21 protein-coding genes and 1 pseudogene are annotated in these 24,997 nt (G+C 53.4%); 8 read left to right on the top strand and 14 right to left on the bottom strand.

The annotated features are described in order from the left end of the window. Nucleotides 1-342 precede the first annotated feature (342 nt). Nucleotides 343-1,221, bottom strand: coding sequence for a zinc metalloprotease (locus N5098_RS08235; protein WP_267637286.1), 879 nt, complete (start codon nucleotides 1,219-1,221; stop codon nucleotides 343-345). Between the two features lie 468 nt (nucleotides 1,222-1,689). Beyond that, nucleotides 1,690-1,967 (bottom strand): annotated as a pseudogene (locus N5098_RS17575) (VOC family protein); the annotation flags it as partial. 124 nt (nucleotides 1,968-2,091) lie between these two features. Between N5098_RS17575 and N5098_RS08240 the strand changes: the two are divergent. Together N5098_RS08240 and N5098_RS08245 are read left to right on the top strand one after the other, a co-directional pair. After that, nucleotides 2,092-3,141 carry a hypothetical protein gene (locus N5098_RS08240; RefSeq protein ID WP_267637287.1) on the top strand — a complete coding sequence of 350 codons (1,050 nt, stop codon included), beginning with the start codon at nucleotides 2,092-2,094 and terminating at the stop codon, nucleotides 3,139-3,141. Between the two features lie 211 nt (nucleotides 3,142-3,352). Beyond that, nucleotides 3,353-3,733 carry a hypothetical protein gene (locus tag N5098_RS08245; RefSeq protein ID WP_267637288.1) on the top strand — a complete coding sequence of 127 codons (381 nt, stop codon included), beginning with the start codon at nucleotides 3,353-3,355 and terminating at the stop codon, nucleotides 3,731-3,733. On the opposite strand, the gene N5098_RS08250 is transcribed toward N5098_RS08245, so the two are convergent. The 4 genes from N5098_RS08250 to N5098_RS08265 form a co-directional block, all read right to left on the bottom strand. Then, nucleotides 3,676-4,893 carry an ABC transporter permease gene (locus tag N5098_RS08250; protein ID WP_267637289.1) on the bottom strand — a complete coding sequence of 406 codons (1,218 nt, stop codon included), beginning with the start codon at nucleotides 4,891-4,893 and terminating at the stop codon, nucleotides 3,676-3,678. The genes N5098_RS08245 and N5098_RS08250 overlap by 58 nt on opposite strands. Further along, nucleotides 4,890-5,624, bottom strand: coding sequence for an ABC transporter ATP-binding protein (locus N5098_RS08255; protein ID WP_303651881.1), 735 nt, complete (start codon nucleotides 5,622-5,624; stop codon nucleotides 4,890-4,892). The genes N5098_RS08250 and N5098_RS08255 overlap by 4 nt, the downstream gene beginning before the upstream one ends. Nucleotides 5,625-5,845: 221 nt before the next feature. Then, nucleotides 5,846-7,069: a lactate racemase domain-containing protein gene (locus tag N5098_RS08260; RefSeq protein WP_267637291.1), complete on the bottom strand. Its 1,224-nt coding sequence runs from the start codon at nucleotides 7,067-7,069 to the stop codon at nucleotides 5,846-5,848. A 101-nt stretch (nucleotides 7,070-7,170) separates the two neighbouring features. Next, nucleotides 7,171-9,852 (bottom strand): AAA domain-containing protein, encoded by a 2,682-nt coding sequence (locus tag N5098_RS08265; RefSeq protein ID WP_267637292.1) that lies wholly within the window; start codon nucleotides 9,850-9,852, stop codon nucleotides 7,171-7,173. A 126-nt stretch (nucleotides 9,853-9,978) separates the two neighbouring features. Here N5098_RS08265 and N5098_RS08270 point away from each other — a divergent pair, with 126 nt between their 5' ends. Together N5098_RS08270 and N5098_RS08275 are read left to right on the top strand one after the other, a co-directional pair. Continuing rightward, nucleotides 9,979-10,530, top strand: a complete 552-nt coding sequence (locus N5098_RS08270; protein WP_267637293.1) for a hypothetical protein — start codon at nucleotides 9,979-9,981, stop codon at nucleotides 10,528-10,530. A gap of 57 nt (nucleotides 10,531-10,587) precedes the next feature. After that, nucleotides 10,588-11,262: a cohesin domain-containing protein gene (locus tag N5098_RS08275; RefSeq protein WP_267637295.1), complete on the top strand. Its 675-nt coding sequence runs from the start codon at nucleotides 10,588-10,590 to the stop codon at nucleotides 11,260-11,262. A gap of 29 nt (nucleotides 11,263-11,291) precedes the next feature. Here N5098_RS08275 and N5098_RS08280 read toward each other — a convergent pair whose 3' ends face one another. The 6 genes from N5098_RS08280 to N5098_RS08305 all read right to left on the bottom strand — a co-directional run bounded on the left by N5098_RS08280 (nucleotide 11,292) and on the right by N5098_RS08305 (nucleotide 16,608). Continuing rightward, on the bottom strand, nucleotides 11,292-12,575 hold the full coding sequence (locus tag N5098_RS08280) for a YncE family protein (RefSeq protein ID WP_267637296.1): 1,284 nt from the start codon (nucleotides 12,573-12,575) through the stop codon (nucleotides 11,292-11,294). A gap of 60 nt (nucleotides 12,576-12,635) precedes the next feature. Next, on the bottom strand, nucleotides 12,636-14,306 hold the full coding sequence (locus N5098_RS08285) for a tRNA uridine(34) 5-carboxymethylaminomethyl modification radical SAM/GNAT enzyme Elp3 (RefSeq protein ID WP_267637297.1): 1,671 nt from the start codon (nucleotides 14,304-14,306) through the stop codon (nucleotides 12,636-12,638). 66 nt (nucleotides 14,307-14,372) lie between these two features. Continuing rightward, nucleotides 14,373-15,056, bottom strand: coding sequence for an RAD55 family ATPase (locus N5098_RS08290; RefSeq protein ID WP_267637299.1), 684 nt, complete (start codon nucleotides 15,054-15,056; stop codon nucleotides 14,373-14,375). Then, nucleotides 15,046-15,621 carry a response regulator transcription factor gene (locus N5098_RS08295; protein ID WP_267637300.1) on the bottom strand — a complete coding sequence of 192 codons (576 nt, stop codon included), beginning with the start codon at nucleotides 15,619-15,621 and terminating at the stop codon, nucleotides 15,046-15,048. The genes N5098_RS08290 and N5098_RS08295 overlap by 11 nt, the downstream gene beginning before the upstream one ends. A 67-nt stretch (nucleotides 15,622-15,688) precedes the next feature. Beyond that, nucleotides 15,689-16,117 carry an FAD synthase family protein gene (locus N5098_RS08300; RefSeq protein ID WP_267637302.1) on the bottom strand — a complete coding sequence of 143 codons (429 nt, stop codon included), beginning with the start codon at nucleotides 16,115-16,117 and terminating at the stop codon, nucleotides 15,689-15,691. Beyond that, nucleotides 16,114-16,608 carry a JAB/MPN domain protein-containing protein gene (locus N5098_RS08305; RefSeq protein WP_267637303.1) on the bottom strand — a complete coding sequence of 165 codons (495 nt, stop codon included), beginning with the start codon at nucleotides 16,606-16,608 and terminating at the stop codon, nucleotides 16,114-16,116. The genes N5098_RS08300 and N5098_RS08305 overlap by 4 nt, the downstream gene beginning before the upstream one ends. Nucleotides 16,609-16,735: 127 nt before the next feature. Here N5098_RS08305 and han point away from each other — a divergent pair, with 127 nt between their 5' ends. Then, nucleotides 16,736-18,658, top strand: coding sequence for a Hef-associated nuclease (han, locus tag N5098_RS08310; RefSeq protein ID WP_267637304.1), 1,923 nt, complete (start codon nucleotides 16,736-16,738; stop codon nucleotides 18,656-18,658). 23 nt (nucleotides 18,659-18,681) lie between these two features. Here the strand turns inward: han and N5098_RS08315 are convergent, their stop codons facing one another. Beyond that, entirely contained in the window at nucleotides 18,682-19,023 is a 342-nt protein-coding gene (locus tag N5098_RS08315; RefSeq protein ID WP_267637305.1) for a DUF2087 domain-containing protein, read from the bottom strand. Between the two features lie 38 nt (nucleotides 19,024-19,061). Further along, nucleotides 19,062-20,660, bottom strand: a complete 1,599-nt coding sequence (locus N5098_RS08320; protein WP_267637306.1) for a phospholipase D-like domain-containing protein — start codon at nucleotides 20,658-20,660, stop codon at nucleotides 19,062-19,064. A 437-nt stretch (nucleotides 20,661-21,097) separates the two neighbouring features. Here N5098_RS08320 and N5098_RS08325 point away from each other — a divergent pair, with 437 nt between their 5' ends. From N5098_RS08325 to glpB, 3 genes are all read left to right on the top strand, one after another. Next, nucleotides 21,098-21,373, top strand: a complete 276-nt coding sequence (locus tag N5098_RS08325) for a helix-turn-helix transcriptional regulator (protein WP_267637307.1) — start codon at nucleotides 21,098-21,100, stop codon at nucleotides 21,371-21,373. A gap of 606 nt (nucleotides 21,374-21,979) precedes the next feature. Next, nucleotides 21,980-23,728: an FAD-dependent oxidoreductase gene (locus N5098_RS08330; RefSeq protein ID WP_267637310.1), complete on the top strand. Its 1,749-nt coding sequence runs from the start codon at nucleotides 21,980-21,982 to the stop codon at nucleotides 23,726-23,728. After that, entirely contained in the window at nucleotides 23,725-24,996 is a 1,272-nt protein-coding gene (glpB, locus tag N5098_RS08335) for a glycerol-3-phosphate dehydrogenase subunit GlpB (RefSeq protein WP_267637312.1), read from the top strand. The genes N5098_RS08330 and glpB overlap by 4 nt, the downstream gene beginning before the upstream one ends. Nucleotide 24,997: the final 1 nt, after the last annotated feature.

Raw genomic sequence — 24,997 nt, forward strand, 5'->3', positions numbered from 1 at the left:
TTGGTTTCCAAACCCGTCAGCTTGGTCCGAGACCGAACCACAGCGTTCAGACGGAAGATAACGCCTATACGTATTGTATCTGGCTATTAACCCAGTGAACGATTCCGAGCGCGAAAGCGCCGTTTCGCCTGAGGAATTCGAGGACGGTGCACCAGTGACGGGACAAGTGTACCAGACAAGTTCACCTCCGACGAAGTCTTTCAGCGTATTGTTGTGGATGCAGAACACGAAGTAACTGGGTGACCTCTCGCTCAACGGAAATTTCGGCGTGATTATAGAACGATGTCAGCGCCCGAATCATGTATTGGTCCACTGCGGGTGCGTCGTAGCCTTCTGAGAAAACTATGAGGAATTATTTAAATTCACAGTTGAGGGAGTATATAGATTCTCCTCCAAATAATCCCAGTCGCTAAATTGACTCTCCGAACCTGAATATCCATAATAATCATATGGCGTGTTATAACTCATCACACTATGATAATTTGTGAAAGAAATCTGGGTTGAGTCAATCCCCCGATATATATTTGGACTTAGGCCGAGAGAGTGACCTAATTCATGCATAAATACGGTCCCAATACGCAGATCATCCGCGGTACCGGTTACTGTAATAAATCCATTCCCGCCGCTTCCATCATAGAGATCGCGGTTGTCATCAGGTTGCGCAGGAAGTGTGGTATGATTCATTAGTACCACATAATGGTATCCCTCACCGTGATGGTCGAAATCATTTGACTTTATATTGGACCATTCATCATCTGACAGGACACTTTCATATGAAACTTTATTATCACGGGTGACATGCAAATTGATCCCGTTGGACCCGTCCGGGTTTGTGACAGACGCTGTTCGAAATTCATCCTTTATTTTTGACAGTTCCGTGTCGGGGATAGAATAGTCATTCATATAATCAATTTCCAAGAAAATATCCATTTGAAGAGGATCTGCACCTGGGAGCGCCCCCTTGTTGTTCACTTCAGCTCCGTCTACTAGATTATCGCCATCTGTGTCTGAATCTAGGGGGTCGGTCCCTAAACTCACCTCAGTCCCATCTTCTATTCCATCCCCGTCAATATCGGCGACGGTCGCATCCGTGACTCTTTCCACTTCAGTTGGATCATCTAACCCGTCTTCGTCCGTATCGGCCACTGTCGGGTCTGTCCCCTGTTCCTCTTCATACCCTTCAGTAAGGTCTTCATCGCCGCTGTCAACTGTCGTCTTCATGACGACCGTTGAGTTTTCCTTGCCAGTTTCACTGGAGATACCGCTACAACCTGCCAGAACGATTAGAAGTAGTATAATTATCAGTGGTGAATATCGCGGCATAAACTTTCAGTTGGGTTAATATATATATTAAACATTTTTATTCGTCTGAGCTATCTATTACTTTTTACTGATGGCATTGATTTTGGGACAGCACTGTCACTCTCGAAGCCGTCCCTGCAGATCTCGAGTTGACTGCCAAGAGTACACAACACTTCGGACTACTTTTGAAAAACTTGGAGGACACCGGATCGAATAGACAGGACTAGCTTCAGAGAGCTAGAAACACAGTCGAGAACTCTAATTGGCAAAAGAAACTCTACATGACTCGACCAATTGGCCGGTGATTATGAGTTTTCTCTGTGCGATATTCGGCCTCTGTACTGACCAGACCACCGTCGTATGAGCCAGCCGATAGCATTCTTGTACGTCGGAGAAGCGTGAGACACGTACGAAGAGCGCGGCCGGGAGATCGGTACCTACGTCGGCGAGTCGCTCTTGCCAGTAGGACACCGAGTTCGGCGGAATCACCAACGCGGCGGTACTGATCTGTGATTTTCCAAGTCGTCCGTCATCCTTGGTTGGATACGGAAAGAATGCCAATGCAGTACGGGTGAGCCGGTCGCGTCTCTGTAGAAGACAACGTTCTCCTGCGCGTTGCGTACGATTCCTGTAATATAGTGGATTCCGGGAGTATCAGTGAGCAAGGGGACAGATATAGACCAGAATCGGACGGCAAGGCGTATCAGTATTCAGGTTATCTGAGTGTTACTAGGTTCGACTGTTGTCTCTCTCAGTTATTAATGCCGGCAGGACAAAGAAGCGTTCGTAATGTTGTATGATAACGTCTCCGGTCTCGAAGTTGAAATAGATGCCTACGACCTCGAACAGCGCGAACGGGACACGTCCAGTGGCTTCACCCGTGCGACAACCATCGTCTCGGTACACGGCGATGGCGAAACCGGGCGGGGCGAGGACGTCACATACGACAACGACGCACACGATGCTCTACACGGTTCTATAGGGGACTTCTCCATTACGGGCGAATACACCCTTGACGAGTTCTCGGGCCAAGTATCCGAGATGGATTTGTTCCACGGCACCGAACCGGATCAGGCCATCTTCCGTAATTATCGACAGTGGGCCTTCGAGAGTGCCGCACTCGACCTTGCATTGAAACAGGCCGACACGAACCTCTCCGATTGTCTTGACCGCACCTATGATCCAGTTCGATTCGTCGTAAGTACGCGTCTGGAGGAGCCGCCGACCGGCAACGTCGTGGGCGACTGGCTCGACCGCAACCCGGAACTAGAGTTCAAACTGGATCCGACATCGGAGTGGACTACAGAGGTCATAGAACGCCTCGCGGCAACCGACGCCGTCCAAACACTCGATCTTAAGGGCCAGTACCACGGAACGACGGTCGATCAGCCTGCCGACCCGGAACTGTACGAGCGAATCATCGAGGGCTTTCCCGAGGCACTCATCGAAGATCCAGAACTGAACGACGAGACGCGACCGCTGTTTGAGGGTCAGGAAGCACGCGTGACGTGGGATTACCCGATTCGCGGAGTCAACACAGTCGAAGACCTCCCGTGGGAGCCGGAGTGGCTCAACATCAAGCCGTCCCGGTTTGGCTCGGTGCAGTCGCTCTTCGACACAATCGATTACTGCCGAGAACACGACATCCGGATGTTCGGCGGTGGTCAATTCGAACTTGACGTCGGACGCGAGCACATCCACGCGGTTGCCTCTCTGTTCTACTCGAACGCACCCAACGACGTGGCTCCAAAGGCCTACAACGACCCCGATCCGAGCGGTGATTTGACGCCGAGCCCGCTCGCCCCGCCCGAGACGCCACGGGGCTTCTCGTGGGAGTAAGGACAGACAGCGAGTGACCGGAACGGTGGAATATGACTCGTCCACGCGGTGTGCAGTTTATCACCGACGTATATCGTCAACGCGGATTCTCTAATGGGTTTGAGAGCGGTTCGAAAGGGTTGTTCGAACGCTACAAGATACAAACGGGACTGAGGTAAACCTGTTCCACCTCGTCAATACGCCTGCAGAGCGACAAGCCAGAGAGCAATTCTTGGAGGAGTGGGCGACGGAACACAACCACAGTGATGCCACGACTACCGTTGACAACAGCGGGAGTATTGAAGATGCCATCGTTAGAGAGGCCGACAACGCGATGATGCGCGACCTTGGGACAACTGAACGGGAAATGCTCTCGCGACTGGTCAGCGATTCGCTTCATTTAGATGTTGTCGACGATATTGAGTGCTCAGCCCTGCTTGCCGAGCGCCCCAGCAACCGGGGACACATCGAGTGGTTGTTTGGTCGTGGCCGGCGTCGAAAGGAGGCAACTGCCGGCAACGGTACCCCTCAACTCCTGGTATCTGAGAACTGCAGTCACTCGTGTCGGAGCGCCTCGATGGGGTTGACTTTCGCTGCTCGCCAGGCCGGATAGATGCCCGAAAGAATTCCCACTGTGAGGCCAACAGCGACTGCGATGAGAATCCAGTTGACTGGGTATGCCATCGGCCAGCCAATGAACGTGACCGCAAGGAAGCCAAGTCCCAATCCAAGGACCACACCAAGAACTGCCCCAACAGCACCCAGAATGGTTGACTCAACCAGGAACAGTTGGATGATGTCACGCTTGCGTGCGCCGACAGCCTTCATCACACCAATTTCTCGCGTGCGCTCGGTAACGCTTACAATCATGATGTTTGCAATTCCAATAGACCCAACAACCAGCGATATGCCGGCGATACCGCCAATAAACACCGTCAGTTGGTCGATGACGGCTGTAATCTGGTCGATTGCGTCATCGACTGTCTGGACTGCGATATCCTGTTCTTCCTGTTTCAGTTCTTTTGCGTCAGAATCAGTCTCGAAGTACTCAGTTGCTTCCTGCTTGATGCTATCGACGGCAGATGCGTCTTCGGCTGAAATAATTAACGAGCTATAGGCCTGTTCTTGTGTCCCACGAGGCGTCTCAACTGTGGTGTTATAGTGGTCCACAAGCGAGACAAACACTGCCGCGTCTGGGCCGGATCCGAATCCTTCTTCGACGATGCCGGTTACGACGTACTCCTCGCTTACCCCTCCCTCAAAGTTAATTGTCACGTCGTCACCGGGACCAACCGCTCCGCCAAGCGTGTCGACCATCGCTTGGGTGAGAACTGCCTCGTTACCGCTTGAGTACATCTCCCCTTTGACCATGTCTTCCTCCGAGTACTGTTCGACATCAACTGCCTGGACGCCAAATCCGCCGGTTTGGAGCGTATCTCCGAAACTGAGTTGACTCGCCTGGAGGTTTGCTTCCGGAGCGACAAACTCGACTCCGTCAATTGACTCAAGCGTCTGAATATCTGTCTCAGTGTAAATTGGTGATGGAACAATCTCGAAACCCTGGTTCGTATTCTGTGTATTCACCCACATCCCGGGGTCGCCTTGGTCTTCTTCGAAGTCTTGGACAATGTTGGCCTCAAATGCACCACCGAGAACCATAAACACAATCACAGCGGCAATGCCGATAATGACGCCAATAGCTGTCAGCGAGGATCGAAGTTTATGCCCAGTAATGGACCGCCAACTGATGCGAAAGCTCTCTGCAATCTTCATGCAGTCTCACTCCCTTGGACTGGCGGGTTCTCAGTGACGTGCTCGATTTCTTCAATCTGTCCGTCAACGAGGTGGATAATGCGATCGGCGTGTTCAGCGATGTGGCGTTCGTGAGTGACCATCAAAATGGTACTGCCGTCGTCGTGGAGTTCGGCAAACAACTCCATGATTTCGCTGCCCGTTTCCGTGTCGAGATTTCCAGTGGGTTCGTCGGCAAGAATCACTGACGGCTCGTTGACGAGTGCCCGCGCAATCGCGACACGCTGGCGTTGGCCCCCCGATAATTCTGGTGGCGTGTGGTCTAAGCGGTCCCCAAGACCAACGCGAGTCAACAGTGTCTTCGCCCGGTCGCGTCGACTTTCACCGACAACGTTCTGGAACACCATCGGCAACGTCACATTCTCGGCTGCGGTCAACCGTGGCAGCAAGTTGAACTGCTGGAAAATAAATCCGAGTTCACTTCCCCGCAGTCGTGCCCGCTTGCCGTCCGAAAGCGCTCCCACGTCCTGCCCGTTGACTGTGACTGTCCCATCATCCGGAGTATCAAGACAGCCCACCATATTCATCAACGTGCTCTTGCCAGAACCAGACGGTCCCATCACAGCCGTAAACGACCCCTCTGGCAGCGAAAGCGAGACCTCATCTAATGCGTGCACCGGCTCCCCCAGATAATACGTCCGCTTTACCTCTGAGAGCGTGACGATACCATCGGTAGCGGTCTCTTCTTGCATATTAGAGACTGACATTATGACGATCGTCTATTTGTCTCATCTTTACTTGTCCGAGTCTACGCAAACGTGAGTCAGATGTGTTGACGTGCTCTCCCTGCCTCATTGCTCTGTATGTACGTATACTGTCTAACAGCCTATCAACAGAGGCTAGCTATAGAGAAACATTCGACACCCCCATTCTAGTAATACAGACAATATCCAGCGTGTCGATAACAGCGACGTTAGCGGAGCAGGGTTCCGAGGCTGTCAGGCACCACCAGCACGTCGCTCCCGGGTTCGATTGCGTCCTCAACTGTCGGTGCAGTTTGCATCAGACAGTCTTCGACGACAGCTGGCTGCTCGCTATCGGTAATCCAGACATCGTAATCGCGCAGCGCTCGGGCGACGACGAAGGCGCGCTGTGCACCCGGGTCGTAGCCTGATTTCATCCGCTCGAAAAGAGAGTCAGGATCTGTTGCGTCCGAGAGCCACTCGTAGAACCGCTGTTCACCAGTCCCCTCACCTGCGCCCTCGTGTAGCCGTGCTGGAACAACGACTCGCCCGCCCTGCCGGAGTGGGTTTGTTGCACCGAGGATTATGTACGTTGCCGCTCTCGTAGATTGATACAGATTTGCATCTTTCGGTGCACCAACACCAGCGACGACAGCATCATATTTTCCATCGATATCGACTGCTAACGCTTCCAGTGCGGTATTTGCTAGCTCGGAGACGACCGCACGTGGGTCCCCAGCACTTACATCGATGATACCATTGCTTCCTTTGGTCACGTTTAGACAGAACTCGACACAGGCACTGTCACCGGCGCGGTCGAGAAATTCGCGGAATGGGTTGTCATCAATTCGACCGAGTCGAACTCCCTCCTGTCCAAGTAAACCCGGCCCGTGAGTATACCGAATCTGTGACTCGCCACCAGCACCAATAACTGCTGTCTTCGCACCGCCGGAAAAACCAGCGTACTGGTGGGGTTCGACCATTCCAGTTGAGCAAACCACATCCGCCTCTGCGACAGGCTCGAACAGTTCGATAGCACAGCTATCGACAGTCCCAACTTCGACAGTCTGTTCTGGGTTATGGTTGACTGCAAGGTCGGCAAGATCGCCAAAAGCAGCGTCAATCTCTTCGTCAGTCATCGGCCGATGGAGGCCCAACCCAATGACAACGGTGACGTTCTTTCGGTCGATACCTGCGCGGTCGAGTTCCCCAAGCAATACGTCCAATAGAACGTCGTCCGGTGTTGCTCGGGTTACGTCTGTCACAACGATAGCGACCGAGTCGTCGGGGTTGACACGCTCGGTAAGTTCTACACCGTGTGGGTTGGCGACTGCGTCGTCTGCTGTTTTACGAACGTCGATAGGTGTCCCACCAGCAGCCGTCGCAACGGTGATATCACAGGCCGGGAGAGAAACAGTAACTGGCTTCTCACCATGTGGCACCTCAAAGCTCATACCAATCTGTTGAGTGCCATGTTGAAAAGCGGTTGCGGTCAGGATATTGCCCGGGCAGATTTGGCCGCCACAGCACTGAGAATGCCCGACCAAGCAAACGGTTACCTCGCCCAGTCGACCATTCGGAGATACGTATCATCAGACGAGAGCGTGTCGGCATCTCCAATCAGGACAAGCGCTTTCTTTGCCCGAGTCAGTGCAACGTTAATACGCCGATAATCCTCGAAAATTGGGCCATCGAGGCTGCCAGTCGCCACAAAAGAGACAATAATAACCTCTTTGCTCGACCCCTGGAACCGGTCGACAGTATCGACCGCTACATCTTCTGGAACTGACTTACTAATTTCTGCAACCTGTGCGCGAAATGGCGCGATGACACCGATTTCCTCGGCTGGCACACCGGCATTCAGATACGCAGTGACCGTCTCTAGTATCGTCTCTGCCTCCTGTGGGTTCGTGTTCCCTTGCTGGTGTCCATCCGGGTCGATGAACGTGACGCCATCACGGAGGTGGGATGGGAGTAAATCGGACGAAACTCCGTTGAGGTCATCAAGACGCTGACCTGCGACCTCGCCGGTTGCTGGGCGAAGCTGACCATCGTAGAACTCGTTCGAGGCATACGCCTGGATACGCTGGGACATCCGGTACTGTCGGTCAAGCAGTACACCAGCCGCCGGATACGTCTCGATAAGCCGCTCGAATAGCGACTCCTGTAGGTCGTTTTCGGCTTGCACGACCGGCGGCAGTTGCTGATGGTCACCCACAAGGACGAACCTGTCGGCACGGGCGATTGCAGCGAGCGTTCCCGGTTCGGTCAACTGGCCAGCCTCATCGACGATAGCAACGTCGAAATCCTGTGTTTTCAGCGCGCGGGAGCCACAGGATGCTGTTGTGGCCGCCACAACCGAGCCAGCCTGGAGACTCTCCGCACAGGCTGCCGGCTTACCTGACTGTTCGAGCCGATACTCTTGCATATCGTCTCTCACTCCGCTTTCGGTCCCATACCGAACGATGTCTGTCACGCCTTCTGACTCAAGTGCCTCAACTGCATTGTCGACAGCGCGGTTGGTGAACGCCGAGACAAGGACACGCTGGTCGCGTTTGAGTAACTCCGCAACGATACGGGCAAGTGTATAGGTTTTTCCCGTCCCTGGCGGTCCATGGACCAGTGCAAAGTCCTCGGCTCCGACAGCTTTTGTCACGGCTTCATCCTGTGCCTCGTTGTTGTCGATGAAGGTTTCACCTGAAAGGTCAAACGCTGGCTCTCGTCGTTCAAACAGCGGGTCTTTCCATTCCGGTGGTTGTGTGAGTAGGGCGTCGTGAAGCGATGTCAGGAGGCGGTCAGTCGTCAACTCGGAGGGGTAAACATCGAGACGATGGAGGTCGACAGGTTCGTCCGCAGTGACCACAATATCCTCACCGTCGGCAGTTCCAAGCCGTTCAACTCGGGCGAGTTCAGCCCCACCACCGACAGGGTCGCCATCACTTGCTAAAACAACATCGCCCGTCCGAATCTTCGAGACAGCACCGGTTCCTTTGGCACGGAGTTCCCAGCGACCGTCATCGAGTTGGCATGTTTCCGTGGGTTCGAGGTCAACAAGTGCACGGTCAGCATCTGCGCGTTCTGCCGGCGACTGTTCCCACAGCTTGACATATTCATGATGGATTTCACGACGTTCCTCCTCGATAGCAGCGTACATCTGCCCGAAGTAGTCCCGTTCATCTGCGGGGAGCTCCGTCCCAACTTGTCCAGCTTTTGATTCTTGGTCAAGTCGGCCGGATACAGCCATGCAGGTGTCTTGCTCGAAGCAGTATTCGCATTTTGCATTCCCCTCGTACCCTGTTGGCGTCTCACCTTTGGCTTCCATGGCTGCGAGATGGTTCCGGGCACGAAGGATAAACTGCAAGAACCCCGCTGAGATAGAAAAGTCCTTGGCTGGAGAGAGGTCACCGGATTGCTCGTCCCTGTCGACGGCAGCGTTTTTTGTGTAGAGGAGTGTTCCGGTGTCAGGACTCGCTTCAACTGATTGCTCACTCTCTCTCTCACCGAGCAAGAGTGCATAGCAGCCAGCCTGAACTTTGTCCTGGAAGCGTGGCTCACGGTTGGTGTTCTTTCCGGTTTTGAGTTCGACAGGAGCGCCACGGCGGACTGCGTCGGCGCGTCCCTTGAGGCCGTATCGCTCACTGATGAGGAGTTGCTCCGAACGCCATTCGTCCTCGTCAGTCAATCGACCTTGTTGGAGCCACCCCTCGATTGCCCCGGCATGCTCTTTAACTGACTCCCGCATCGCGTTGGCATCTGCACCGAGTAGGCCGAGGTCGAGACCAGCGTCTTCGATACGCCTGTCAACGGCCTCGTCGAGGTCTGCGCCACGGAGCAGGTCACCGAACACCTCGTGGACAATTGTTCCTTTGACCAGTGGTTCGGAGACATCTGCCCCGTCGAGTTTGTTAAGATAGTAGAGCCGTGGGCATTGAACCCACGAGCGTACGTCGGTTACGTTAACGAGAAACTCCGGTTCCACAACAACCATCGACTCTTTTCCAGTTGTATACTGTTTTTCTCCACGATACTCACGGGTATCTACATCGTAGACAGCCATCTCCATGCCAGATTCGAGATACTCCGCAGTTTCCGTCCAGTCACCCCACAGTGTCGCTACCGTTGGCTCGCCTGCACCACCGTCAGGGCGTACCGTCACCTCCAGTAGCTCTGATTCCCCGTACTGCGTACTGACTGTGTTCGGTCCAGCGACGTCGACGACAACCCCACGAACGTGCACGCCACAGGGGAAGGGCGGCGGTAAAAAAACGCTATCGGTCACGCACACGTCTATCTAATAACAGCAACGCAACGATGCCAATACCGTTGCGTATAATCTTCTTGAGTCCATACCAGCGGTATAGAGATGCGTGTTAGAGACTGGGACGACATTCTCAGCGATGTCGTCGAAAGCAATGTTGATCCAGACGGGTGGCGTGCAGTGGGGGGAGACCGAGCCACAGGAATCGGCGAAGACCTGTATCTTGCTCATCCAGGTGTCGGAGCGTTCCAGCTCAAAACGTACGCAAAGAACCCATACAATGTCGATGGAGTCGGTGCGAAGGTCGCCCGACAAGTAGACGGAGACATCGACCCACTGTTCCCATCTCAGGAGTCAGGTACTAGTCTTTTTGGTGTCCAGCAGTCTGCAGAAGACGAGAAAGCAGCCACTGAGCGTGCAAAGGAGCTAGAATCTGTCGTCAAAACACACGCCGATGCACCGACGACACCCGGAGCATTGTTCGAGGATATTATGGACGCACTAGATAGTCCCGCCTATGGGCCAATGGAGTTCGACCACCACGACCGCCCCGAGACGATGGACGACCTGACAGAGACCTTTGAAGAGGCAGAAGAACTCCTCGAACAGGAGTTCGAAGATATCATCGACGAAGATGTCGACCGGGGCTTTTACTAGCCTCACGAATGCCTTGACAGGAAACAGCTAACTAACTCCGAGTCGTAGCGTCGGCAAATGACGTTTCGGGTCCCACTGGTCCTCGCTTTCGTGGTCGTTGCGCTTGTTCCAGCAGGCACAGCGGTCGCCAGCGATCAGCCGACAATCCTCTATCCAGAACACCAAGAGCGTACAGTAAGCCCTGGCGAAACCATTGAGATACGAATGTTCGTCGACAGCGATGGTGGCTTCCAAGACGTTGGTATCGCTCACCTCACGATGAACGCGTCGTTCGAAACAGAAAACCTTCGGGCAACCAGCGTCGAAACTGCGTCCTATTTTGAACAAGGTGACTCGACCGACGTGTACAACAAAACAGCAGTTGATAACCAAGATGGGGTTGTTGTTGCCGAACAATGGCGTGAGCCAGAACGCAACGGGTCGACCGGAACAGCGCGGTTCGCTACGGTAACGTTCAAGATTTCAGAGGATGCACCAGAGACGAACACCACCATCACCTTCGAGAACTCCACGGCACAGCTGGTCGACGACTATGACGTACTGGTCTACGAGCACAACGCAACGCTGCGTATCGATGATGACGCGGGAAGCCAACGAAACGCCAGTGCCGGAAAAACAGCGGATGGGGATGCCAGCGAGGCTGACTCAGTTGGAACGGAGACACTGCTTGCATCGCTGGCAGGTGTCGTGTTGTTCGTCGGTCTCGCAGCCGTACTGCGCCAGCGAAAGTGAGGCGTCGATACCGTCTTTCCGTCGGGCGTTCAGTTGGTGGTGTTTCCGTAGGGAGGGACGCTATACCCGTCGAAGTCATCCGTAGGGCGAACGTTCAGCCCACGGAAATCAGGAAGTGATTTCCCCTCCATAGACGAGCGTGTGGCCTCGGTTTCGGTGTCTGAATACTCCCCAAGTGGGTCCGGTTCGACGACATGGCGTAACTCACGGGTTGTGACATCAAGCACGGCAATGCCGGGAGTGACACCTGAGGAAACAGGCTGTCCCTCGACTCTCTGAGCCGGACCGCGAAGCGTCACGAACGCGTACTGGCCATCAGGAGAGAATCGTAAATTGCACCGAGTGTCGCGCTTGGCTGCAGTTTCGGATTCTTTTGGGCCAACTGCCCCAATCTTGTCGATAACCTCGTTCGTTTCCGCGTCAACCACAACACCATCATTTGTTTTGCTGTTCAGAATCCAGAGTTCTGTTCCATCCGGTGAAAGGCGAACGGATTTTGGGTCAGCACCGGCCGTTTTACCCTTATCGATCAGTTCGTTGGTGTCGGTATCGAGGACGTAGTATTCGCCGATGGAGCCATTTGTTGTGCTTGATGAGGACCCTGCAGTCAGGAACATCTTCTCTGCAGTTGGGTGAGGGACCGCATCACCGGTTGCTGGGAGCACGTCACTGGAGAACGCTGTTTCGACAGTCAACTGCGCATAATCTACAATGACGACGCCACCACTGCGGTAGCGAGGCCCGAGCGTGTGTACCGACCGACCATCCTGTGTATAGGTATGAAATCCAGGTACACCAGCCCCGCTACCGAGGCCCTCAACCGACTCGTCGACGCTCCGTTCGTCCGAAACCTCAAAGACCTCTTCTTCAAAATCGACGTCGATGCGAACAATTTTTGACTCACCGGCTACATCAACCAGAATTGCGTTATCGTTCGGTGTGAAGCTGGCAAATCGGGTGTTTGCGCCTGTTTCGAGGTTGGCAACCTGTTCGCTATCTTCAGTCCGATACACAAGCGTGCGACCACTTCCGGGACAGGAAACGACCGCGTACTCGTACTCTGTAGAGAATGTAATCGTATTTGGGTCGGTTCCATTTTCAGCGCCGGTATCAATTGACCCAACTTCATCAAACTCTACTGTCTCTTCGTTTGGTTCGGAGTGAGCCTCGTGGATGTAGATACTGTTTGTTCCGCTATCGACCGACCACACCTCATATCCCTCGTCTGTCGTAGTTAAACAGCCAGACAGACAGAAAAGACTCACGCCGGCTGCTCCGGCAAGAAACGCTCGCCTCGAAGCGTGCTCAACCATACCCGATGGTGACAATGCGGGCAGTATATAGTTGGCGTTACACGGTCTCAGGCAGGGGTGTCACTCGAGCCGTTTGCTGACGTACGGCCCGTCCTGTCGGAACTCAAGCTTCTTACGATAATACTGGCGGACACCGATACCGCTGAGGACAGCGAGTTTACCGTAGCCGGCGTCTCTGGCAATTCGTTCAGCTTCTGCAAGGAGGCGTGTTCCGTACCCCTGGTGTTGGTGCTGGTCAACCGGCTCTTGTTCGCTCGCAGTATCGCCGACGCCGACCTGACTGCCATAAACGTGTAGTTCTCGGACGACTGCCGCCTCTTCGAGTTCCCGGCGGACGGGGTTGTTCGGGAACCGAAGCCGACAGAAGCCGACAAGCAGGTCTTTCTCGAAGTCTTCGAAGCTGATGAAGTGTTCTGTCCCACCAGCCACCTCGTATGTAGAGATGTTGAGTGTGACTGTCTCCGGTTTTTCATCGTTGTGGCCCACCTCCCGACAGCGGATACAGTCACAGCTCCAGCCGTGTTCTTCCATGCGCTGTCTGGCGAGTTGACGGAGGTTTGATTTCCAGACGCCCCCTTCGATGAAGTCGGCCGGAATATCGCGTTGGACGCGCTGAAGGCGCGTGTAGCGAGGAATCATTGATTTGATTTCAGCGACGAGTTCCGCTGCCTCGTTGTTGTCCAGTGGGTCGAACTCGTCGTTGTGCCACGAATCGTAGACGGCCGTTCCCTCGACGACAAGCGTGGGGTAGATTTTGAGGAAATCTGGTCGCCACTGTGTCTGCTCGAAAATCCGACGGAAATCTTCGAGACACATTTCCTTAGACATCCCCGGTTGACCGGGCATCATATGAAAGCCTACCTTAAATCCAGCGTCCCGGAGACGTTGGTTGGCGTCGATAGAGTCTTGTGTCCCGTGACCGCGGTGCATCTCTCGGTTAATCCGCTCGTAGGTTGTTTGCACACCGACCTCGACTTTTGTGCCACCAAGGTCGAGCATGCGGTCGATTTGCTCTGGGTCACACCAGTCTGGCTTCGTCTCGAATGTCGTTGCGATGTTGCGAATATCGCCAACCTCGTTTTCGGCAATTACATCTTCAAGATAACTGAACTCGACATCTTCCTGTGCAGGTGCAAAACTCTCTCCCTCGGCGGGCTCGGGCCGTCTGTCGGCGTTGTAATCGTTCATCGCCTCCAATGCCCGCTTGACAAACCACTCTTGATAGTCGTGAGAACGAGCAGTCATCGTCCCGCCCATAAGAATCAACTCGACCTTGTCAACGGGGTGCCCAATCTCTCTAAGTTGCTCAAGTCGGAGTGTGACCTGCCCATACGGGTCATAATCGTTTTGGACCCCGCGTGCGGCTGCAGGCTCGTGTCCAGTGTAACTCTGTGCGCTAGAGAATTCCGAATCTGGACCACCCGGACAGTAGAGACATTTTCCGTGAGGACACCGCTTGGGCGATGTCATGATCGCGACCGGGGATACGCCAGATGCCGTTCTGACAGGTTTGCGCTGTAAAACCTGTTCGAGTTCTTCTCGTTGCTCGAAGGGAACGAAGTCCAGTAGCTCTGAGTTCTTGGGGACTTTTGGCGACGAATATTTACCGCAGATATCTTTTTTTGCCTGTTCAACGTCGTCGCGCTCAATGTCACCATCCAGAATTCGTTCGACAAGCTCCGAGCAGGCCTGCTCGAACGCATCTATCTCCTCCCCGGTGTCCGTACTCATCAACAGTATATCCCTGCTTGGCTTGAATAAGCGTGTCGCTTGTCGAAAGCAGGCACAGCTCTTGGGCTACGATAATGGCCGCCACTCGGTTGGCTGACTACCTAGCCCCAACACGCGTCCTTGCTTTTCACCATCGACCTCCCGAATTTCGATATTTGCATCGAAGGCCTGTTTAATCACTGAGATTGTCTGTTCATCGTGTGCGTCCGAGTTGAGAGTAAACAGCCCGATAAACCCAGCAGAGTTCAGCCGCTGTGAGAGAACATGACAGAACTTGAATACTGTTTTCTGGTCGGCGTATCGAACCATCGTCGACAGGGAGGTGAGCGCCAGTCGCCCACGTGTCACGTTTGCCTCTTCAGCCCGACTGAACGCGTCGGTAATGCCGATACCAATGCTCGTGAATTCGGAGGGAGACGAAACGCTGTAAACACACGACCCGTCGTCGCGTTCGGTCTCTTCGCGGTCACTCTGTGCACGACAATCTATCGCTGAAAGTAACGAATCATCAGCTGTCTCAGCTTTCGACCGAACCATGTCGACAGACTCTCCACCATCTCCATCTGTCGTAACGACAATTCCGGCCTCATTTTGACTGACACCATCTCCGAGGACATCGTAGAGCAGTCTGTCTTTTCCCGCCATTGTTGGTCCGGTAACCAGCACACTGGTGCCGGGTCTCAGCGAGGAAAGACCCTCGAAAGGGAGCATCTCTGAGAGATCGTACGTAAATTCAGCGCTATTCGACATCACTCAGCCCACGGATTGTCGCAATAAAGTCTTCATCATCTTCGATACCACCGAGTGTTTCTGAGAGCTCATCGCGTAACTCAGCGATGCGCTCGCGGAGATCGTGATATTCGTCGCTGTTTTCTAGCTCCGTTGTTCCTTTTGTCGCTTCGATTGTGGCCTGTTTTTCGACCATTGAATAGTACTCCTGCAGGAGTGAATCATACTCCGACCGTTCGAGTAGATTCTCTACGGTCGACCTGAGTTGCTGACTTTTAACAGGTTTCGAGAGATACGCATCGAACCCCATCTCCAAAATATCGAAGTCAGGTTCAACTGCGGTCACCATCGCAACCCGACAATCCAGTTCCTGTGAGCGAATTTCCGAGAGGACTTCACTGCCGGACAACCCCGGCATCATCCGATCAAGTAACACCACGTCGACACGCTCTTCAAGCATCTCAAGGCCTTCGTCACCGCTTTCTGCGACAATAACTGTGTAGCGCTCTTCGAGCCAGAGACGATATGTCTCCGCGACATCCGGCTCGTCTTCGACAACAAGTACGACTTGGTCCGTATCTGCCATCAGCTCTCTTGATAGACGATTTGGCTTCGACGTACATAGGTTTATGGGAGAGCGCTCGTTTCAGCCGCTACGACCGACGGTCGATAATTCGATCTGCAATCTGTCGTGATGACATAATGCCACCGTCGTACGCGGCTTCGTGTTTGGTTGCTCTCGTCACCTTGCAGTCGATACCGCGTGCATTGAGTTCGTCTTCTATCACACTATCTTCGTGGTGCTGGTCGTGGCCAAGCACGATAAGTTCGGGCTCAATCTCTTCGATAGGAACGAAAATATCATCTGGATGACCGAGCCGTGCTTCATCGACCGGCTCCAGCGCCGATACCATCTCGACGCGCTGTTGGTCAGGAATTACAGGGCCAGATTTGTGCGTCACATTGCCAGACCGTGCGACGATGACGTGAAGCTCGTCTCCCATCGACCGTGCTTCCCGGAGATAATGGACGTGTCCCGGGTGAAGAATATCGAAGGTTCCCTGTGCAACAACGCGTTTCATCGGTTGTCCTCCTCACGAAGCTCTCGGTCGATATCTTCCTGAGTGAAATCGAAGAACTCCTCTTCTGGCGGGTCAATATCAAGAACAGGCAGCTCGATTTCCTCGCCATCACGGTCAAACGCTTGCCAGTCCTCTTGTCCGTAGGGCGCGCCGATGATAATGTGGACGTGGTTTCGAGAGAACGTTCCAAGGTCTGCTGTACTCGGACGAAGAACCCCGTTCGGGTGCGAATGAATTGAGCCTGCAGCGCTCAGGTCATTTGGGGCGTGAATCGGTTTGAACTCGGCACTGACCGGGTTTGATTTTGTTCCGGGTACAACGAGGACTTCAGAGAGTACCGTCCCATCCCGGTCAAGCCCAAGGTTCGACGCGTCTTCCCCACGAAGCATACCCATGTACTCGTTAGGGTGGGCCTCTTCAGAAGCGGCCAGCGCGAATTCGAGTGCCGACTCGGCGATACCGAGTATCTCACTCGAACGAAACAGTCCCATGTAGCAAACTCGGCAGCGGCCCTTTCTAAGGGTTCCGGATGCGCCTTCTTCGTGGCTATCTCGGCTAGGGTGTCAAGCCGGATGTATATCGAAGCTTAAAAACCGGCAAGTGACGTACTTAACCTATATGTCTACACCAAACGGTACCGGAGAAAACGGTACCGACCTCGCTGACGAGTCTGCAGAATCGACTGTTGTCTCCGACCTTGCACCGCAATGTACCCTTGATGCTGTCGACTCTGAGGGGTACTATGTCGGAACAGTAAACGGTGTCGTCGAATACGGCGTCTTTGTCGATCTCTCGGACTCAGTCTCTGGACTTGTTCACTCGTCGAATCTTAACGGAGCGTACGACGTTGGCGACGAGTTAGTCGTCGAACTCGCCGAGGTTCGCTCGGATGGTGACGTGAGCTTTGCCGAAGTAGAACTTGACGAGTTTTCCCGGAAAACAGTCGGTCCAGGTGAAAAGATTACCGCAGCTACCCTTTCCGAGAAGACGGGCGACCTCGGTCATCTTGACGGTCGTGTCGTCCAGATAAAACAGACAGGCGGCCCCACAATCTTCCAAGTCAGGACCACAGCTGGGGTTGTGCCCTGCGCTGCCTTTGAGGATGCGGGTGTCCGAGCCTACCCCAGCATCGAACTTGACGATATTGTCAGGGTTGTTGGAACACCTGAGCCACGCGATGACTATATTCAGATAGAGACCAACAGCCTCTCAACGCTCACTGGAACTGATGAAACTGAAGTCGTCGAACAGCTTGATGCCAGAACCTCCGAGTTGGCGCAGCCGGAAGATGTTGACACACTTGTTGACTGGCCAGCCTTCGAAAAGCTCTCCGAGGACCTACAGGATGTCGCTCAGCAACTTCGGGAGACAGTTCTTGACGGTCGTCCAATTCGCATTCGTCACCACGCCGATGGCGATGGTCTCTGTGCCAGCGTTCCGTTGCAGCACGCACTCGAACGGTTCATTGCTGAGACGTGGGAAGACCCGGAGGCACCACGACACCTGCTCAAACGACTTCCAAGCAAGGCCCCATTCTACGAACTCGAAGACGTTACACGGGACCTGAACTTCGCGCTCGAAAACCGGAAACGCCACGGGCAAAAGCTCCCACTATTCTTGATGCTTGACAACGGGAGTACTGAAGAAGACACGCCTGCCTACCGCAATCTCAAACACTATGACGTTCCGATTCTCGTAGTCGACCATCACCACCCCGACCCTGATGCGGTTCGAGACCTCGTAGAGAAACACGTCAACCCATACCTCGACGGTGAAGATTATCGCATCACAACGGGAATGATGTGTGTTGAAATTGCGCGGATGATAGATACTGAGATTACGGACGATATTCGACACGTTCCAGCCGTTGCCGGTCTCTCAGACCGTTCAGACGGCGAAGCGATGGATGACTACCTTGCACTCGCCCAGGAAGAAGGGTATACCAAACGACGCTTGGTCGACATCGGCGAAGCGCTCGATTATGCAACGTACTGGCTCAAGTACAACGATGGGCGGGAGTTGGTGAACGACCTACTCAACGTGAACTGCGACGACCACGAACGACACGAGGAACTCATCGATATGTTTGCCGAGCGTGCACAGCGCGATGTTGACGCACAGCTCGATGCTGCACTCGAACACGTCAACCACGAGGAACTCGATAACGATGCCCATCTTTATCGAATCGACGTGGAGAGCCACGCGCGGCGGTTCACTTATCCCGCACCCGGTAAGACAACGGGAAAAATCCACGATCAAAAAGTCAAAGAGACGGGCGATCCTGTCATCACAATCGGGTATGGTCCTGACTTCGCTGTTTTGCGCTCGGACGGTGTCAGACTCGATATCCCTGAGATGGTCGCTGAGCTAAAAGAAGAGGTCCCCGGCGGCGGTGTCTCCGGTGGTGGCCACCTCGTAGTCGGTTCTATCAAGTTTGTCAGCGGCATGCGCGAGGAAGTCATCGACGCACTCGTCGAGAAGATGGCAGATGCCGAACTCGACGAGGGACTCGGTAGCTCTGCGGTGCTTTCCGAGGAATAAACAGAATCCTGCTCTGTGAAAGGTTACTCCAGTAATCCGAGATCAGTCGCGTGCCGTTCGAGACGACTATTCTCTCGGTAATCCTGCTCGGAGAGTTTCGTCTTGTGTAACCGATAGGTATTTTGCGTGTTGTCATACCGCAGATAGCCAAAGTTGACGAGTTCGCGGCGAACCAGAACAGGGTCATCAAAGTGAGACTCAAGTGTTTCAGTAACTTCGTTTTTCTGGTAGGTATCTCCTCTCTCGAATTTCTCGGCGAGACGTTCTAGAATAATCTGTTTCAACGCATCGTTTCTTGGAAGTCTCGCTCGTTCCAAACACGACTGGTAGAACGATTCTGGGTCACGGTCGTAGTTAATATCCATAGGAGTTCGTCTAATGGAGCTAAAATGTGTTTTTTGATCTACTCTTCAAATCTAATTTTCTGTCCAGCGATAACCGCGATGATTGCACCGACTAGACAGGCAAGAATGTATCCAACGGGAACGTCAGTCCCCTCGTCGCTGCTCCAGTCGCTTTCGAACACAGTCTGGAAATAGTCCCCGACCGCTTGGCCTTCGAGTAACAGACCAACCTCTCTGTTCTCCCGAACAGAGTTGTTGTTCCAGTTTGCACTCCCGACAAAAGTTTTGTTTCCATCAACAATTAGTCCTTTTGCATGAATTTTCTCGAACTGGCCGTCCGGCTCAGCAATACGGACAGAGAGTGACAAATCCTTGCTTGCGGCCTGTTTATCGAGCCAGCGCTTTAGTTGACGGTTCTCTTCTTCGGCATACCACGCACCCGAGAGGAGAATACGTACCTCAACACCGCGTTTGGCGGCATCGATAGCAGTAGTCAGCAATGGGAATCCGCGGCTCCCGATTTGAACCTGCATAATATCGATTGACTCCTCTGCATTCCGGATTGTCTCGGTCAACGTTGCTTCGAGATTATCGGGCGCAAGTAGCAAGTGCGTCCGGTCGACAGGCAATGACGCCGCCTCGAACTGTTGTGGAAACTGCTTGTCAGCTGGTTCCTCTTCAGTCACAGTTTGTTTTTCAGAGTTCAACCATGACTGCGTATCGACCCAGCTCGAATCAGCCTGAAAGGTTTCGGCTAACCCCGTTACAATGTGTTGTTGGTCGGTTATGACTCCCCAGCCTCGACTAGACTCACCTCCAAGCCCCGAGCGCTTCCAGTTTTCTGTAGTGACGAGTGCGCGGTCGTCGACGATTGCATACTTCGGATGGTGGTATCTGTACCGAGCCAACTCACCTGAAATTACTTGAACGTCAATGCCAGAGCGGGTTAGGCGGTCGAGAGCTGATGCGCTTTGAGAACTGAGTCCGCCCACAGGACTGGCTTCAAGAAGTACCGTGACGGTAACCCCACGGTTGTGTGCTTCTATTAACTCATCTATATAATCGTCTGAAGAAATCGTATATCCAGCTAACAAAATACGCTCGGTGGCATTAGAAAGAAAGTGAACCGCACGTGCAGGTTCATCGGGTAGGACAAACGCTTCAATGTCCTCTCCTGTCTGTGTGACAATCGGCTGGTCAGTTCGACCAAGTGCCTCCCATGTCTCCGATGTAGTGTTGTACCGTTCCCCCTCAGGTGCGCGCCCATACCTAACCTCGTCGACAACTGTGCCGTTCCGAAGAAGCTGTACCCGTTCACCGTTGTTCGCTAGTTGGATTCTCTCAGGGAGCGACACAACATTGTGCTTTGTCACTGACTGCGTTCGGTTAGCTGCTGTCGAAAATGTAAGATACGAACGGTTGGTTGCCGTAGTACTGGGCCGAGCCGAGAGGCGAACTGACGCCTGTTCATCGGCAAGCCGGTAGGCAGAAATGTTCGTTCCTTCCGGTGCCGTGATTCTGACAAACTCGCCGCTATCGCCGGGTGTCACCGGGTTCGGATATATCTCGACGATTTCTGGCTCGGCAGTCTGTGGTGATCCGATACCAGCGAAGAGGCAAACACAGAGTATCGCTGTTGCGTACACTGCTGAATGCACAGTGCGTGCTGGCCACGGTATCGGATATAAACTATTGGCTGTTCGGCCAGATTTCAATGTGCTGCCCAACCTCAACACAGAACCTTGATTACACGGCACGACACTACATCTTAATGAGAGTGGTGGCGATGACGAAACGTTACCCCCACTGAGCCCTTTCTGATGAGAGCGTTTGGACCGAGCCACCACAACCTCAGTCTGTGTGTATGAGGGCCGTCTGTGGCTGATAGATTAGTGAGATATTCATTACTGAAATGTTAAAAGTATGTGTGATGGATTATGATACATACAATACAATTCGAACCCAGAATTAGAGAAAATAATTAAAAAAGAGTACCTGGCGTTTGAGAAGCTATCTGAACAATGTGTAACGCTAACGATGATATTACAACTTCTCGTTAGAATTAATACCAACGAGATGAAAGTGACTAGTAGCGATGCACGACTTGACAGGATTTCAGCGTGACTTGCTGTACATAACTGCCGGAATGACTGAGCCACATGGCTTGGCGATCAAAGAAGAACTCGAAGAGTACTATGGGACGGAAATCCAGCACGGCCGGCTCTACCCAAACTTGGATACACTGGTCGAAAAGGGCCTCGTCGAAAAAGGAGAAATCGACAAACGAACCAATTCATACAATGTAACGAACCGTGGTGACCGAGAGCTTAAAGCACGAGAGGACTGGAAAAAACAGTATATCGAATTGTAACGGCGTCTGTAGCTTGGACTCTCAGTTGTCAACCTCTCTGGATACCCTCTCTATATACCCGTCTATGGTACCGGGCCGGGTGGGAGACCGATTCACTGGTTTGGGAGTGGTTCGGACCAATTACTTTTCTTTCGTAGTGTCATCGAGGGCATCAATTGAAACACACTCCACTGAAGAATCCGTGAGATAGTTAGCCGGTATTCGTTCCAGACATTGTGCGAGTCTGCTGTCTGGAGAATATCAAGACCCACCCTCTCAGAGAACGAATCAGCAAAAGAGATGACATAGCAGGAGGTGCCACTGCCGAGAAAACAGGCTGAAGTCACGTTCTCAGTCTGACTCCGGGTGGTACAGTCGTCACTTACGGTGCTGCCGAGTATCTGGACATAGTGGACCGAGCCGTTGTTGGAGCCTTCGGAACATCACTCGGACAAAGAGCACAACAGAATGCCACACGCAAAGTTCAGAATAGTTTTCTGGCCACAGTTGTGGGCAATCACGGAAGTTACGAACAGTCTCGGTCTGTCTTTGACCATACTGTCGGTTGCTTTCTCGCAGGACAACACACAAATTAAGTGGGCGGATGCCACAGTTAGGTGTACTTGAATGGGGTACACACCGCACATTCTCGTTATCGGCGGCGGAGTCATTGGAACAGGCATTGCCCGTGATTTTGCTATCCGAGGGCTTGATGTCACGCTTGCCGAGCGCGGAACGCTCACGGCTGGTATAACCGGTCGTTGCTTGGGCGTTCTCTACAGCGGTGCACGCGCTCAGAGCGATCAGTTAGCACAGCGCCTCAAACACGAAAACGAAATACTACACGGGATTGCAGGCCACTGTATCAACCACGACGAAAGTCTGCTAGTTACAGATAACGAGGACATATCCGTTGATGAGTTATGTCAGCGCCTCGAACAGCGGTCAATTTCGTACGATGTTCTCGAAGGTGAGGAGATAGATGCAACTGAACCAGCTCTCTCCGACGACATTGACCGTTTGATACGTGTTCCGGATGCATCTGTTAATCAGTTCGAATTGACTATCGCCAACGCTCGTAGTGCTCAGAGGTACGGTGCTGAGATTCTGACACAGACCGAGGTGACTGATATTGCAGTTGAGGATGGAACCATAGATACGGTTACTCTGGAGTATTCCCCACCCGGGAGAGCAAGCGATGCACTCACTCCTGATGAACCGGTGGCTGATGGCGGCGTACCCGGAAGTACCAGTGGTGGCACCATGCCGGGTGAGACCAATGACGAACCAAAACAAGTCGAGTCAGGGGAAACTGAAGAACGTGACCCAGACTACATCATCAATGCTGCTGGTGGGCAAGTCGAAGCGGTAGCTGCCGTTGCGGGAATCAATATGACGTTGGAGTCTCGGAGCGAAACGACTGTCTGTTTCGACAGCAAACCAGTCGAGACGCCACTATCGCGCTATCGTTCGGGTAATCAAGAAGCGACAATGACGACAAAGCAAGGGACTGGGGTGCTAGGGACAGTATCCAAGGAAGTTACAGACCAAACAGCAGTGACGCCGGCCAACACTAAACAGTTAGTTGATGAGATGAAAGCCATTGTCCCGGCAGTCGGCAACGCACAGCAGGTTCAGTTCTCTTGTGGCGTTCGGTCGACACATCCATCTCTGGCGAACAAACATGAGTACGCGCTCATCGACCACGGCGACAGACACAACTGCTGGGGAATGACAACAGTTGTCGGCGGCTCGCTTACAACCCACAGGTACATTGCTGAACGCGTCGCCAACGAGGTGTGTGCCAAATTTGGCATCAGCCGAGAGTGCAAAACAGAGTCCATATCCCTTCCTGCGACCGAGGAAGCCGTCGAAGCACCGGACATGTCTGCCCCAGAGTCTGTCATTTGTGAAACACATTCTGTCACCCGGTCGGACGTCCAACACGCTCTTGCTGACGACCTCGTGACTGAGACGGACCTCAATGAGGTTCGGATACGAACTGGTGTAGGACGTGGTGGGTGCAAGGGCAGTTGCTGTGCACACAGGCTCGTGATGGAGCTGTATCCGGAGTACGACGAAAAGACAATTCGTGCCTCACTCCAATCGTTCCTCGATGACCTGTGGACAGAACAACGAGGGACACTTCATGGGAACCAGCTAAAACGTGCGATGCAGACGTATATTTTCCAGAAAGAGTGCCTGAATCTGGCGACACCAGATGTAACGTACGTCAGTACGTCGTCTGAGGATGAAGAACACACTACTTCAGAGCCATCAGACAGTGATGAACAGAGAATCAACATAGCAGCGTACGATAGTGGGCCCAGCTCTACCGCTCGGGAACGACCGGTGTGGGGTGAGCGTCAGCGATGAGCCATATTGTCGTCGTTGGGGCTGGTCTCAGTGGTAGTATCGCTGCCCTCTCTGCCAAAGAACACGCTCCAGACGCAGATGTTACACTGCTTTCGACTGCGCCTGAACGATACCGGTACGAATCCGGTCTACTGGGCGTCTTGGGATATACAAACGGTAAAGACCACCCGATAGAAAGCCCGCTTGAGTCGTTTGCAACCCTCAGCGAGACGCACCCTTATCGTCGAATCGGCGAGGGTGCCATGCGAGATGGGCTTGCGTTTTTCGACAATCTGTTCGACGCTGAGAGTAGTCTGTCATACAGTAGTGGAACGGAACAGAATGCACTGGTCCCAACAACCGTCGGTAACGTCCGACCCGTCTCCCGGTATCCGGAGGCTAACTCGGCTGGGCTCGTAAGCGACCAACGACCGATGCATATTGTCGGATTCAACGAGTTGACACACCTTGATGCAGAGTTTGTCGCTGAGTGCCTCGATAGCACCATGCCCTACGATGTCGACTGGTCGACAGTTCCTCTCCCTGACCAACTCTCTGAAATGACTGCGCTTGCGGAAATCGGTCGTACTCTCGATACATCTTTAGACGATTCACAACAACAGGTGTGCAAAGACCTTGCAGCGGCAGTCAGACCGGAACTCGACATTGAGCCACGTGTTGGCTTCCCTGCTATGCTGGGAGTGGAAAATCATGCGGCCGTCAGGAGTGAGGTGGCGTCATCACTGCATGCGGAGGTTTTCGAAATCCCGGCTGCCGAACCGCACGTCGGGGGTCTCCGCCTCAAACGTGCCCTACGTACTCTAGTTGAAGAGGCTGGCATCGAACAAGCCAACGTGACGGTCCGTGAGTTCGATAGCGAGAGCGGAACCATCCAGTCACTCTCTGTACACAAAGAAGACACCGAGGAGTCAACACGCATCAGCGGAGATGTGTTCGTGCTCGCCACGGGTGGTGTCGCGGCCGGCGGTCTCGTTGGCACACCTACCGGAGTTCGTGAACCAATCTTCGACTGTTCCATTACTGGACCGTCCAAACCAAGTGCATGGTCGGATTCACAGGCGCTGGGTGACCACCCGTTTGCAAGCTTTGGCGTCGACGTAACCGCAGAGTTCCAGCCAGCCTCTCCATCGGGCGAGGCAACATACGAGAACCTCCACGCCGTTGGAACAGTACTCGGTGGACACAACGCTGTACAAGAAGAGTCTCGTGGCGGTGTTGCTATCGCTACAGGATACTCTGTGGGAAAAGACATAGCTGAAAGGTACTGAG

The organism is Halovenus rubra, from assembly GCF_026586665.1.
Taxonomy (GTDB): domain Archaea; phylum Halobacteriota; class Halobacteria; order Halobacteriales; family Haloarculaceae; genus Halovenus; species Halovenus rubra.

Bases quoted from the DNA above. Each gene is read 5' to 3' on its own strand.
- N5098_RS08235 (WP_267637286.1), bottom strand. From the start codon at position 1,221: ATGAAGACGACAGTTGACAGCGGCGATGAAGACCTTACTGAAGGGTAT.
- N5098_RS08240 (WP_267637287.1), top strand. From the start codon at position 2,092: ATGTTGTATGATAACGTCTCCGGTCTCGAAGTTGAAATAGATGCCTAC.
- N5098_RS08250 (WP_267637289.1), bottom strand. From the start codon at position 4,893: ATGAAGATTGCAGAGAGCTTTCGCATCAGTTGGCGGTCCATTACTGGG.
- N5098_RS08255 (WP_303651881.1), bottom strand. From the start codon at position 5,624: ATGCAAGAAGAGACCGCTACCGATGGTATCGTCACGCTCTCAGAGGTA.
- N5098_RS08260 (WP_267637291.1), bottom strand. From the start codon at position 7,069: ATGAGCTTTGAGGTGCCACATGGTGAGAAGCCAGTTACTGTTTCTCTC.
- N5098_RS08270 (WP_267637293.1), top strand. From the start codon at position 9,979: ATGCGTGTTAGAGACTGGGACGACATTCTCAGCGATGTCGTCGAAAGC.
- N5098_RS08275 (WP_267637295.1), top strand. From the start codon at position 10,588: ATGACGTTTCGGGTCCCACTGGTCCTCGCTTTCGTGGTCGTTGCGCTT.
- N5098_RS08280 (WP_267637296.1), bottom strand. From the start codon at position 12,575: ATGGTTGAGCACGCTTCGAGGCGAGCGTTTCTTGCCGGAGCAGCCGGC.
- N5098_RS08285 (WP_267637297.1), bottom strand. From the start codon at position 14,306: ATGAGTACGGACACCGGGGAGGAGATAGATGCGTTCGAGCAGGCCTGC.
- N5098_RS08290 (WP_267637299.1), bottom strand. From the start codon at position 15,056: ATGTCGAATAGCGCTGAATTTACGTACGATCTCTCAGAGATGCTCCCT.
- N5098_RS08295 (WP_267637300.1), bottom strand. From the start codon at position 15,621: ATGGCAGATACGGACCAAGTCGTACTTGTTGTCGAAGACGAGCCGGAT.
- N5098_RS08300 (WP_267637302.1), bottom strand. From the start codon at position 16,117: ATGAAACGCGTTGTTGCACAGGGAACCTTCGATATTCTTCACCCGGGA.
- N5098_RS08305 (WP_267637303.1), bottom strand. From the start codon at position 16,608: ATGGGACTGTTTCGTTCGAGTGAGATACTCGGTATCGCCGAGTCGGCA.
- han (WP_267637304.1), top strand. From the start codon at position 16,736: ATGTCTACACCAAACGGTACCGGAGAAAACGGTACCGACCTCGCTGAC.
- N5098_RS08315 (WP_267637305.1), bottom strand. From the start codon at position 19,023: ATGGATATTAACTACGACCGTGACCCAGAATCGTTCTACCAGTCGTGT.
- N5098_RS08325 (WP_267637307.1), top strand. From the start codon at position 21,098: ATGCACGACTTGACAGGATTTCAGCGTGACTTGCTGTACATAACTGCC.
- N5098_RS08330 (WP_267637310.1), top strand. From the start codon at position 21,980: ATGGGGTACACACCGCACATTCTCGTTATCGGCGGCGGAGTCATTGGA.
- glpB (WP_267637312.1), top strand. From the start codon at position 23,725: ATGAGCCATATTGTCGTCGTTGGGGCTGGTCTCAGTGGTAGTATCGCT.